Origin of the sequence: Gracilibacillus caseinilyticus (genome assembly GCF_022919115.1) — a bacterium.
Taxonomy (GTDB): Bacteria; Bacillota; Bacilli; order Bacillales; family Amphibacillaceae; genus Gracilibacillus; species Gracilibacillus caseinilyticus.
Genome location: NZ_CP095072.1, coordinates 4,093,444 through 4,105,857 on the forward strand (window position 1 = coordinate 4,093,444; position 12,414 = coordinate 4,105,857).

General features: G+C 39.4%; 11 protein-coding genes, 1 tRNA gene and 3 riboswitches. Of the genes, 4 read left to right on the top strand and 8 right to left on the bottom strand.

The features are described from left to right. Positions 1 to 40: 40 nt before the first annotated feature. The 6 genes from MUN88_RS19740 to MUN88_RS19765 all read right to left on the bottom strand — a co-directional run bounded on the left by MUN88_RS19740 (position 41) and on the right by MUN88_RS19765 (position 7,317). Positions 41 to 958: an alpha-hydroxy-acid oxidizing protein gene (locus MUN88_RS19740; RefSeq protein ID WP_244718484.1), complete on the bottom strand. Its 918-nt coding sequence runs from the start codon at positions 956 to 958 to the stop codon at positions 41 to 43. Positions 959 to 1,034: 76 nt separating this feature from the next. Then, positions 1,035 to 1,141, bottom strand: a riboswitch (SAM riboswitch). Positions 1,142 to 1,153: 12 nt separating this feature from the next. Next, the gene (acsA, locus tag MUN88_RS19745) at positions 1,154 to 2,839 is read right to left on the bottom strand and encodes an acetate--CoA ligase (RefSeq protein ID WP_244718485.1); all 1,686 of its coding nucleotides are present in this window, start codon (positions 2,837 to 2,839) and stop codon (positions 1,154 to 1,156) included. Between the two features lie 23 nt (positions 2,840 to 2,862). After that, positions 2,863 to 3,591, bottom strand: a complete 729-nt coding sequence (locus MUN88_RS19750; protein WP_244718486.1) for an ABC transporter ATP-binding protein — start codon at positions 3,589 to 3,591, stop codon at positions 2,863 to 2,865. Positions 3,592 to 3,606: 15 nt separating this feature from the next. Next, entirely contained in the window at positions 3,607 to 4,458 is an 852-nt protein-coding gene (locus MUN88_RS19755) for an ABC transporter permease (protein ID WP_244718487.1), read from the bottom strand. 31 nt (positions 4,459 to 4,489) lie between these two features. After that, positions 4,490 to 5,497, bottom strand: a complete 1,008-nt coding sequence (locus tag MUN88_RS19760; RefSeq protein WP_244718488.1) for an aliphatic sulfonate ABC transporter substrate-binding protein — start codon at positions 5,495 to 5,497, stop codon at positions 4,490 to 4,492. A gap of 23 nt (positions 5,498 to 5,520) precedes the next feature. Continuing rightward, the gene (locus MUN88_RS19765; RefSeq protein WP_244718489.1) at positions 5,521 to 7,317 is read right to left on the bottom strand and encodes a PLP-dependent aspartate aminotransferase family protein; all 1,797 of its coding nucleotides are present in this window, start codon (positions 7,315 to 7,317) and stop codon (positions 5,521 to 5,523) included. 102 nt (positions 7,318 to 7,419) lie between these two features. After that, positions 7,420 to 7,526: riboswitch (SAM riboswitch) on the bottom strand. A 71-nt stretch (positions 7,527 to 7,597) separates the two neighbouring features. Then, positions 7,598 to 7,713, bottom strand: a riboswitch (SAM riboswitch). Positions 7,714 to 7,894: 181 nt separating this feature from the next. Here MUN88_RS19765 and MUN88_RS19770 point away from each other — a divergent pair. Beyond that, complete coding sequence (locus MUN88_RS19770; protein ID WP_244718490.1) at positions 7,895 to 8,083, top strand: hypothetical protein; 189 nt, start codon at positions 7,895 to 7,897, stop codon at positions 8,081 to 8,083. A gap of 835 nt (positions 8,084 to 8,918) precedes the next feature. Here MUN88_RS19770 and MUN88_RS19775 read toward each other — a convergent pair. Further along, complete coding sequence (locus tag MUN88_RS19775; RefSeq protein WP_244718491.1) at positions 8,919 to 9,149, bottom strand: hypothetical protein; 231 nt, start codon at positions 9,147 to 9,149, stop codon at positions 8,919 to 8,921. A gap of 131 nt (positions 9,150 to 9,280) precedes the next feature. Here MUN88_RS19775 and MUN88_RS19780 point away from each other — a divergent pair, with 131 nt between their 5' ends. The 3 genes from MUN88_RS19780 (at position 9,281) to MUN88_RS19790 (ending at position 12,187) form a co-directional block, all read left to right on the top strand. Next, entirely contained in the window at positions 9,281 to 9,424 is a 144-nt protein-coding gene (locus MUN88_RS19780) for a hypothetical protein (RefSeq protein WP_244718492.1), read from the top strand. 282 nt (positions 9,425 to 9,706) lie between these two features. After that, positions 9,707 to 10,462, top strand: coding sequence for an SDR family NAD(P)-dependent oxidoreductase (locus MUN88_RS19785; protein ID WP_244718494.1), 756 nt, complete (start codon positions 9,707 to 9,709; stop codon positions 10,460 to 10,462). 798 nt (positions 10,463 to 11,260) lie between these two features. After that, complete coding sequence (locus tag MUN88_RS19790) at positions 11,261 to 12,187, top strand: nucleoside hydrolase (protein WP_244718496.1); 927 nt, start codon at positions 11,261 to 11,263, stop codon at positions 12,185 to 12,187. Positions 12,188 to 12,221: 34 nt separating this feature from the next. On the opposite strand, the gene MUN88_RS19795 is transcribed toward MUN88_RS19790, so the two are convergent. Further along, positions 12,222 to 12,294: transfer RNA gene (locus MUN88_RS19795), tRNA-Arg, on the bottom strand. Positions 12,295 to 12,414 lie beyond the last annotated feature (120 nt).

Sequence of the window (12,414 nt, forward strand, 5' to 3'; positions counted from 1 at the left end):
ACCCCATACGAAGCACTGATGATATGAATTTTTATAACAATTATGTGAATAATTGAGCAATTACACCTTCTACTCCTGAAACACCCGATATTGACAAGCCGTGAATGTAACTTCTTTGCACTGAAACTGCATCTGCACCAACATGCAAATATTGGTCTAACGCTTCCTTTGTGGTCACTTCTGTTTCGATAATAATACTAAGATTATCACCTACCACCGTTTTCACACGTTCTAATAAATCGATATTGTCATAACTGATATTAGTTAAGATAATACCTTCTACTTGCTGCTGTAACGCAATCCTTACATCATCAATGGACAAATCACCATAAATAAATACTGGCAGATTAGTAAATTGCTTAATATATGCTAAGTCATTCCAGGTAACATGGCGATTTTGATACTCATTCGCTACCTGTTCTGCTATCGATTGTTTATTACGATGATTTTTTTTCGCAAAAATAGGATCCACTACAAAATTGGTAGTACCTCTCGCCTCTGTATCAGCAGTCTGATGGATCACATCATTAGATAATGAAACAACAATAGCTTGATAGCCGGCTAACTCAGCACGTTGAATAAAGTGTTTTGTCAAGTCACGATCATGAAACAAATGTGCTTGAAACCATAATTCACATCCCGGCACTGCATCCGCGATATCTTCTATACTGTAGGAAGAGTGACTGCTGACAATAAAAGGAACACCTTGATTCTTCGCTGCTAGAGCTGTTGCCAGTTCTCCGTCCTCATGAAAGTAGGTTTGAGCACCTACAGATCCTAAAAGAAATGGCGATATATTGATATTTGCCTCTGTATGTCGATTTAGAATGAATGAAGTAGAATTAGCCTTCTGTGACGTAATTTCTTCTAAAAATAGTTTGGAAGATTGGGAAAGCTGTTGCTCCACCAATTTTTCCAATGCTGTAACTTTACTTTTTTTGATCGTTGCTTTTGTCATTTTTTATTCCTCCTAGTTGATTCAGGGAAACAAAAAGCCCCTCTTACATTAGAGGAGGGGCAGATGTATTATCTCCCTCTTATTATTCAAACAATGTGTTTGCAGGATTTAGCACCTTTTAAGTTGACAACTTAAGGTTGCTGGGTTTCATCGGGCCAGTCCCTCCACCTCTCTTCATAAGAGTATCTATATGATTTACTTTGTCACTTTAGTAGCTCTTTCTATTTCGAGCGCCTTTAATTTTCTTCTTAAAATTTTTCCACTAATTTTCGTTTTCGGTAATTCTTCCATTACCTCGATTTCTCTTGGTGCAGCATGAGCAGACAAATTGCGACGTACAAACAAGCGGATTTCTTCCAGTAATTCATCAGATGACTCGAATCCCGCTCTTAGAGAAATAAATGCTTTCACTAACTCTCCGCGCAATTCATCCGGTTTCCCGATGACACCTGCTTCTTCTACAGCAGGATGCTCAATTAATTTACTTTCTACTTCAAACGGACCAATCCGTTCTCCTGCTGAGTTGATCATATCATCGTTACGACCTTGGAAGAATACATAGCCTTCCTCATCCTGAATGGCTAAATCGCCTGATATATACCAGCCCTCATACTGAAAATACGACTGGAATTTATCCTGATTGCCCCAAATTTCCTTCATCAGACCTGGCCAAGGCGTACGTACTGCCAATTGACCTACTTCACCTTTCGGCAGTTCATTACCTTCTTCATCCAATATTCCAACTTCCACTCCTGGAAAAGGACGCCCCATTGATCCTGGTTTTATTTTTTCCGATGGAAGGTTTACAATTAAATGCCCTCCCGTTTCTGTCATCCACCAAGTATCATGGATTCTTACACGCAGGCTATTCCATGCCCACTGAATCACTTCAGGATTTAACGGTTCTCCTACACTTAACACATGTCTTATCGAAGATAGATCATATTGTTTATAGAGGTCTCCTTTGGACAGAAGCATACGAAATGCAGTTGGAGCACTGTACCAGATCGTTACCCCTAACTCTTCGATCAAAGTGTACCAATTTTCTGCACTAAATCGTCCCCCTTGAATCACAACCGTCGCACGATTTAACAATGGGGCAAAAAGACCGTACACACTGCCTGTTACCCAACCCGGGTGAGACGTACACCAATAAACGTCATCATCTTTAATATCCAATACCCACTTACCAGTTACAATTTGGTGCTGTACAGAACGATGTGCGTGCAGTACTCCTTTCGGTTTCCCCGTTGATCCACTCGTATAATGAATGATTAAACCGTCTTCCCAATCCACCCATTCTACATACTGATCACCTTGAACTTGCTCCAATGGCTCTATTTCAATATCTTCTACAAACAAAACCTTTTCTAATGATGGAATGTCTTCTCTTGGTACACGTTTGACTAATTCCTGATCAGTAATTAGCAGTGTCCCTTCACAATCATTAATACGATCTCGTACCGCCTCTTCCATAAAGGCTTCGAAAAGCGGACCAGCTATTGCACCAATTTTGATTGTTGCTAAAATAGCAAAATAACATGCTGGTGTCTTAGGAAGAAAAACAAAGACACGATCTCCTTTCGTCACACCATGTTCTAACAAAATTCTTGCATAATGATCAGTTTGATCCTTTACTTCCTGAAAGGTGAATGACTTCTTTACTGTATCATCCAAATAATGAATCGCTATCTTATCACCAAAACCTTCATCGACATGACGGTCAATTGCCTCATATGCTGCGTTAATTTTTCCTGTTTTTGCCGATGACAACAGATCTCTTGCATCCTGCCAATCGAAGTTACGGCGTATTTCTTGATAATCTGATAGGTTATAAGTCCCGTTTACTTTATCGATATGTGCTGTCGTTGTTTGAACCATGCGATAATCCCCCTGACAGATGGTTACTTTTTATTCAGATCTAAACATTGCAGAATTTCAGATTTAATATGTGCCATCTCTTCACTCCCACGATTTCTCGGGCGTGTCTGTTTTATTGAAATTTCTCTCTCTACCTCTCCTGGCTGCCCTCTCAAGATCACGACCCGATCACATAAATAAGTAGCTTCGTCGATATCATGTGTGACAAGCATAATAGTAGATTGATACTTCTCCCAGACATCTAGCAATAAGTCCTGCAACTGCATTTTTGTAAAAGCGTCTAATGCACTGAACGGTTCGTCTAATAACAGGACTTGTGGTGAGGTCACAAGAGCACGTGCAATCGCGACACGTTGCGCCATCCCACCAGAAAGTTCCCGAGGATACAGTTTTTCCTTTCCATCCAATCCGACACTTGTTAAATACTCTAACGCTCTCGCTTCTTTTTCATAAGGTTTGCCGGTAAGACCAAACGTTACATTATCCAGTACATTCAACCATGGTAAGAGACGCGGTTCTTGAAAAATAAATCCCGTCGTATCATGAATTTCTTTCGTCACGGTACCGTTAATTTCAATATCGCCTTCATAATCTGTATCAAGTCCAGAAATGGCTCTCAATAAGGTACTTTTCCCACATCCACTTGTTCCCAGCAATCCGACGATTTCTCCTGGCTGTACTTCGAGATTGACATTTTGTACGGCGGTCGTGCCATTGAAGGTACGACTAACATCATGTAAAGCTAAACTCATCGTGTCGGCCTCCTTTTATTTTTCCAGACGATCCTGCCAATGCAAGGAACGTATTTCTATTTGTTTCAGAGCCCAATCGGATAACTTTCCGATAATGGCAAAAAGAATGATGCTTGCTAGAATCGTTTCCGGCTGTGACATATTTTGGCCGAACACTAAAAGGAAACCGAGTCCTTGACTTGCTCCCATTAATTCTGCTGCAACTACAAACATCCAGCCAAGCCCAAGTCCGCTGCGCAATCCAACTAAGAAAGATGGTAACGAAGCAGGAAGTATGACTCGTTTAACCAGTTGAAATGTGTTTAATCCATACATTTTACCGACCTCGATCAATTTACGATCCACACCAGAAATTCCACTGACAATATTCAAATAGACAGGGAAAAATACCCCAACGGCTATCATCGTAATTTTAGAGGTTTCCCCTATACTTAGCCACAAGATAAATAGTGGTACCCATGCTAAAGATGGAATCGAACGAAACGCCTGAATCATCGGATCTAACAGCTGTTCTGCTGTTTTATAAAAACCAACTACAGACCCTAGAATGACAGCTGCAATGGTACCAACGATAAAACCGGCAAACACACGATAAGTAGTGATCCAAATATGTCCCCATAATGATCCATCTTCTGCCAGACTGATAATTTTGTCTACAATAGCTGTCGGTGCTGGCAACTGGTTAGAAGGGACAATACCAGCACGGCTCAACAGCTCCCAAACTACTATTAAAATGGCCGGGATAATGCTCCCTAACAGAATCGTTCTGAGTAGAGAATCATTTGATTTTTTAATTGCTTCACTTTTACTTCTTCCCTTTGGATGTACATATCCAGCCGTTGCTAATTGGTGTTGGTCTTTCGCCATGATTTTTGCCCCCTCCTATATCCCACCTGCCCTACTGCTCAATGACAGTTTCGGCATATTCCGGATTAATCAATTCATTTGTTAACGCTTCAACATCAGCGTCTTTATTAATAGCACCCGCCTGTTTCAGCACTTCACCTGCAGCTGTGATCGCATCAATATGCTGCTGTCCTGGGATCGGGTTAGAAAAATCCGTTCGCTCCACTAACTGCACTTTTGCCACATCCACACTAATATCTGCTTCTTCAGCAAGTAATTCAGCCGCTTCCTCTGGATTATCCAAAATCCATTGACGAGCTTTTTCATACAACTCAATTACTTGTTCCACATACTCCGGATGAGCTTCGGCAAATTCTTCTCGAACATTTAAGAATCCATAAGTATTTAAATTGATATCTCTAAAGAATAATTGCGCGCCAGATTCTAATTCGTGTTTTGCCATGTGGGGATCAAGGCCTGCCCAAGCATCCACATCACCGTTAACTAATGCATTTCCACCATCCGCATGCTGCAAGTTGACTAATTCAATATCATTAATGGACATGCCAACTGAATCTAAAGCTCTTACTAAGAATATATATGGATCAGTCCCAAGCGTTGCTGCTACTTTCTTGCCTTTCAAATCTTCAATCTTTTCAATTCCCGATCCTTCATTTGTCACTAATGCCGTCCATTCCGGCTGAGAGTACACATAGACATTTTCCAACGGTACACCATTTGATTCTGCTATAAGCGCTGCTGCTCCTGCTGTGGAACCAAAGTCAACGCTATCACTATTTAAAAATTCAATTGCTTTGTTACTCCCTTGACTTAGCGTCCAGGATACATCGATATCTTCCTCAGCAAATGCTTCTTCCGCCCAGCCAAATTTCTTTAACACCAAGCTGGTTGGTGAATAATAGGCATAATCCAATCTAATTTCAGATGGCTTTGTTTCAGCTTCACTGCTGGATGAACATCCAACAGCGAAGAGAACAATAATTCCAAAAACTGCAATGGCAAGAAAACTTCTCAAATCTATTAATGGTGCTTTACTCATGATACTGCCCCCTTATTTTCTTTTTAAATTTCACATGCGTATGTGGAAATGGTACCTCTTAATCGTTGTGCTTCTTTATACGTGCAGCGGTTATGGACGACTTGCAGACCACCTTCCAATGCTACTTGTTCTGCTTTCGGTGATACCACGCCTTCTTGCAGCCAGAATACTTTTGGATTCACTTCAATTGCTTCTTTGGCGATTTCGATTGCTGCATCAGGACTGCGGAACACTTGCACAATATCAATATCTACTGGAACACTCTTAAGATCAGGATAGGCTTGCTCACCTAGAATCTCTGTTTCTCTCGGGTTGACCGGTATGATCTTATAGCCAAGCCTTTGCATTTTTCTAGCGAGTCGATAGCTAGGTCGTGCTTCTTTTCCGCTTAATCCGACGATTGCTAATGTTTTTTGACGAGTCTGTTCTTCGCCATTTTCCTGATATCTTTCATATGGAGAGTTTAATGCCCATTTAATAACCCCTTCGTCATTAACAACAATTTGTTTTTCTCTTTCTGTTCCGATTCCTGTTGCTTTTACTAAGGCTTGATCTAAGTCATTTTGGATATCGCGTATCGACTCAATACCGACAGACAAACGCACTAATTCTTCCGATACACCTGTTTTATCTAGTTCCTCTTTCGTTAATTGCTGATGTGTAGTCGATGCTGGGTGAATAATTAAGGATTTTGCATCCCCAACGTTTGCTACATGTGACCAAAGTGCTACATTGTTGATCAGGCCACGGCCAGCGTCACGGCCACCTTTAATACCGAAGACGATAATCGAACCAAAGCCATTATTCAAAATACGTGTTGCCAGTTCATGGGATGGATGGTCTTCCAAGCCTGGATATCTCACCCATTCGACCGCCTCATGGTGGTGCAAGTATTCCGCTAACTCCTGGGCATTCCGGTTATGACGTTCCACTCTCAAGTGAAGTGTTTCAAGTCCTTGTAATAGCTGGAACGCATTGAATGGACTTAAAGCAGCACCAAAATCTCTTAGCAGTTGGACACGAACCTTAGTAATAAAGGCTAATGTACCAAAGTCAACCGCATAACGGATGCCATTGTAACTCGGATCTGGTTCTGTAAACGCTGGATATTTCTCTGAATTCCAGTTAAATCTTCCTCCATCGACAATCACACCACCGATAGATGTACCGTGCCCCCCAATCCATTTCGTCGCAGAGTGAACGACAATATCCGCTCCTAATGTAATCGGCTTACAACCAAATGGGGTTGCGAACGTGTTATCGATAATTAATGGGATGCCTGCGTCATGGGCAATTTCCGAAACTCTTTCTACATCCAACACCTGCAACCCTGGATTCCCAATAATTTCACCATAGACAGCTTTCGTATTCTCATTAATCGCTGCTTTAAAATTCTCAGGATCTGTTGGATCGACGAATTTTACGTTAATGCCGTACCGTGGCAATGTTATATTAAACAGATTATACGTACCACCATATAAGTTCACACCTGCTACAATCTCATCTCCTGCACTGGCAAGATTTAAAATCGACAGCGTGATGGCGGACATCCCTGATGAAGTGGCAACTGAGGCAACCCCATCTTCCAAGAGTGCCATTCTTTTTTCAAAAACGTCTACAGTTGGATTTCCGATTCGCGAATATATATTTCCCGGCTCATCTAGTGCAAATAACCGTTCCGCATGCTCCGTGTCATGGAATACGTAGGAAGTAGATTGATAGATTGGCACAGCACGTGAACCTGTTGTCGGATCTGGCGCCTGCCCACCGTGTAAATGAATTGTTTCTGGATCATACGTTGAATGTTTGTAATTTGTCATGTTTTATTTCCTCCCCAAGTTTTCAAAAAATTAGTGCTTTTCTAATAATTAAAAAGCCTTCTTCGTAAGAAGAAGGCTTTTACTCACATTGCAGTAGTCTTCCTCTTATCTGCCAGGATAGTTACCTGCAGGAATTAGCACCTTTTAAGCAGCTGCTTAATGGTTGCTGGGCATCTTCGGGCCAGTCCCTCCGCCTCTCTGGATAAGAGTTTACTATTTAGTTGTAACGATTTAAAAAGTCCCCCATACAAGATAGAGAGACTTAACTAATGGCTTCGCTCTCTTATCTCTCTAAGCTTGAACGCTTAGTGGAATAGGCACCTGTATCAGTCGATAATCACCTAATGGTTGCCGAGGCTTCAAAGGGCCATGTCCCTCCACCTCTCTGGATAAGAATCTATTCAATTCCGAGTTGTTTACTCATGTTTATCGTTTGTTAGATATACTTTAGCATGTTCTGAAAATAGTGTCAATAAATATTTTGAATGTTTTAAATTACCATAAAATGCCTTTATACCAAGGGATTGCACATCCTTGAGTCCGTTAAAATACGATGTAGCAGAAAAGGGTGAATACAATGGAGAACCATATAGATGTGCTCGCAGAAACACTGCCGCTTTTAGACATCATCACGATGCTGTTGATTGGAGACAATTTAATCACAGGATTGGTTTATGTATTACTGATCAAAAGTGTAACGGATGACGAATTACTAAAAGTGTCTTTTATATTATTGATTATTGTGTTTAATATAATGGAAGGCTAAGAGCTTTTGTCCCCAGGTAAGAAAGTATAAAAGTAAAGTCATAGAAGTAAACTTGCTAAACATGATTGATGGGTTCTTATAATATGGATTATGTCAAGTAGAATTGTCTGGACATTGTGTTAATTTTGATAGATTTCACCTGCTTAGCAAAGCTCCGGAAATATGCTCCGCGTCCTGTGGGGTCGGCCTCAACTTCCTCAGAAAGCAGAGACCGCTTTCCTGCGGGATTTTCGGACGCGACTGATCCCACGGGAGTCTCCGCATATTTCCTACGCTTAATGGAAGTTCTACAACGATTGGAACAGCTAAAAGCAACAGTTCTAAGCATAATGTATTTGAAAATAAAGCAGCTATTATAGATTGTCACATGAGGATATCAATCAATCTGTTTCCTCATGTCTCTGTTATAGATCTATACCCTAGCGCAGGCCAACCACGTAGACTCCTCATGCGTCAGCGCGAGCTGAAGATCCACTTTGTCTGTGCCTGTGTCTGCTAGTATCGCTTCGAAGTACGCTTCCTTGGCACAAGGCAGCAAAGAAGCATTTCAAGTAGTAGCCTAGCAGAAGCCGTGCTCCACAAGGACGCGAAGTGGTTGGTAGAAGGCATCATACCTCTAACTACATTTCAAAATGGATGCAACGCTACTTGACATAATCCATATTATAGGTAGTTGTATATTATTTATGTTAGTTAGGACCGGGTGGGCTTTCCCGGTTTTTCTTAGTTCATAATAGTTTATCTACGATCATTTGCTTCTGAATTAAAAAATCGTTCCTAAAGCGTGGAACGATTTTTACATGACTCATTATAGTTATAACTTAAAACTTATAGGTTAGTTACGTTGTATTAGATACTTCTTAAACAGATGTCTGGTAGAATTTAAATGAGGAATTAGCGCAAATGTCCCTGCAATCACCGCGATTGCTAACATCCAAGTAAAGGTGTTCGGCAATGGTAATACATTACATAACGACATGACCAGCACCGTTGCTAACGCTAATATTATCGACGTTAGGCGCAAAGTCTGACTAAGTAATTTTCTTTTTTTCCATGAACAATTCATTTGTAAACCTCCTGTTAATACAAAGTATATTTACCACTATTTTTGGATTGTTAAACATAAAATATATTTCTCAGGGTTAGTCTTGGATTCCAAAGCATTATATTGATATACTATTTTCGAGGTGATAGCAAATGAAGCTGAAATCAATTGCTAAAAAAGGCGCTAAAGCGTGGATGAATATGGACCCCGCAAAGAAAGATAAAATTAAACGCGAAGTTAGTAAAAAAGTTAAAAATAAATCTGCAAACAAGATGATTAAAAAGTTCTTTAAATAATTTGTAAACTTACAGGCAGACCCTCAAACACTAAGATCCAAATGTATCTTAGTGTTTTTATTTAAAATCCATAACTTAGTTACACCCTCTTTACTTGCTTACATTTCACTTTACCTTTCATAAATCATGCACATAAAGAAGAAGTAATCCAGCGCTGAATCTTACACAATATATAAAAAAATAAATACATAAGATGCCATAAAACAGGAAAAATTAAGCTGTACCTTAAGATACAAGTGACCTTGTATAATGGTTCCAAAACTAAACAGAGGAGTGAAAGATATGGAAAAGCTATCTGGAAAAATCGCCTTGATTACTGGTGGAGCTGGTGGTATCGGTAAAGTAACGGCAAAGAGATTCCTAAAAGAAGGAGCGAAGGTGATTTTAGTAGATTTATTCCAAGAAGCACTTGATGATGCTAAGGATGCATTAGATGCTCATGGAGAAGTAATGACAGTTCAAGCTGATGTTTCTAAAGAGGCAGATGTTGAAAACTATGTAAATAAAACGGTCGAGAAATTCGGGACAATAGACATATTCTTTAATAACGCAGGTATAGAAGGAAAAGTAGCACCAATTGTTGAACAAGATGTAGCTGATCTTGATAAAGTACTTAGTGTAAATGTGCGTGGTATCTTTTTGGGTTTAAAATACGTATTGCCTGTTTTGACGAAACAAGGTTATGGAAGTGTTATTAACACATCTTCAGTAGCAGGTTTAAGCGGAAGTCCCGGGGTAGCTCCTTATATCGCTTCTAAACATGCTGTCGTAGGGCTAACGAAAACAGCGGCGCTTGAGGCGGCAAGTGCCAATGTTCGAGTTAATTCTATTCACCCATCGCCAGTCAATACAAGAATGATGCGTTCTTTAGAAAAAGGAATGAATACAGATGAAGAATCTCTAGCACAAACTATTCCATTAGGACGTTACGGAGAATCTAGCGACATCTCCAATTTAGTTTTGTTTCTTGCTAGTGATGAAAGTGAATTTATTACTGGTGGACAATATCGTGTAGACGGTGGAATGGGTGCCTTATAATTTATAATTAAGTCAGGAACTAAAAGGTATCTTAACTACAATAATAGCCGAACTTAACACGATTTTTCATTTAACCTGCTTGTTAGTTCGGTTATTTATTTTATGCTACATCCAAAACTGCTGCGAAGTACCTCCTCGCACATTCTTGGAAATAGAAGCTGTCAGTTAGACATATCCCACTCCTTTTCAAGAAACGGATTAGGCTATAGAACATTTCAGTTGGACCACCCCACTTCTCTTCATACACTCAACAGTTAGAATGACAGGAAGTTTTTACTTCACTGTTTCCTTCAACTCCTAACTAGTTTAAAATTAATTATCGCTTGATCGTTCGTTTCTATACATACTTTTGCTATGTCTAATCCGTTAGTTCTGTCTTTCTATTCTTTGCCGCAAAGACATACTCCCTCAATTTCACTCGATTTATTACAAATGCTCGTTTATTCTCAGGATTTCAAATCACTTACTCCCGCATGCCGATCATATAATCATTAAGACAGGACTAATCGGTAATGCCTGGTTTGCTTTATACTACTATTTCCGAAAGATTTCGTATGGAAGATTGCAGTTATTTAATTAATCTCTTAAACCATTCTCATTGGTTACAAATGAGAGAAGACGTTCTATGATGATTCACATACATTCCAGATAGAATATTTCCAAGTGATAACTTTTTTTGATTATTTGAAGGATTTTGATTTCCTGTATAGAAATGATAGTTAGTGGATTATTTTTATTATAAAATGAAGCTAATTTGTTTGTTCACATCTAAATAAAAAGGATGGGAGTTTTATAAAAATGGACTTTATTATACCTGAAGAGAAAAAAACTAGAGTCATTATTAATACGGACGCCAAGAATGAAGTGGATGATCAGTTTGCAATTGTTCATGCAATTCTATCCTATTCATTTGAAATTCATGGAATCATTCCTGCACATTTCGGTAATCACAAATCAAATACAAGCTTACAAGACAGTTATGACGAAACAATGTTACTGCTAAACTTAATCGGATGTAACAATAAATTTCGTATCGAAACTGGCGCAGCACACGCAATGCCAGATGAAGAGACAGCTAAAGATTCACCTGGAGCGAGATTAATTATTGAAGAAGCACTAAAAAAGGATAATCGTCCTCTATATATAGCATTCTATGGACCACTTACGGATATGGCCTCTGCGTTACTAATAGAACCAAAGATTGCACAAAAGAATATAAAGGTGATCTGGATCGGTGGAGGAGATTGGCCATCTGGAGGTCGCGAATATAATGTATCAAACGATATTCATGCAGCAAATGTAGTACTCAAATCTAACCTTGAAGTATGGCAAATACCTAGAAATGTCTATCGCATGATGCCTGTTAGCTATGCAGAGCTGATGGACAAAGTATATCCAAATGGAGAAATTGGTAAGTATCTAGTAGAACAGGTTATAGATTTTAACAATGAAAGTGTATCAAGACCTTCAGAATACCGAATACTAGGTGATTCACCAGCTGTTGGTGTATTATTATTTGACGATTGCGGTAAATGGAAATGGGAGCCTGCTCCAGTTTTTGATCAAAATATGAATTATGTTCATTCCGGTAAATATCGTCCAATCAAAGTGTATGAAACGATTGATTCTCGATTTATCCTTGAAGATTTCTATGCAAAGTTAAAACTATTTTTCAAAAAAAGCACCGAGAATGATGAAAGCAAAACAAAAATAGAAAAAGCTTAATATAATGAATTAAGCTTTTTCCATTTACAGATAACGCGCCCGGAGGGATTCGAACCCCCGACACATGGTACCGGAAACCATTGCTCTATCCCCTGAGCTACGGGCGCATATTTATAATGTGCGCACCATTAAAAACGCGACAAGAATAATTATAACCAATTCTTCGTATAATTTCAATACATACCTCACAAGATAAATATTTATGGCGAAACGTTTAAAGCAGAAGG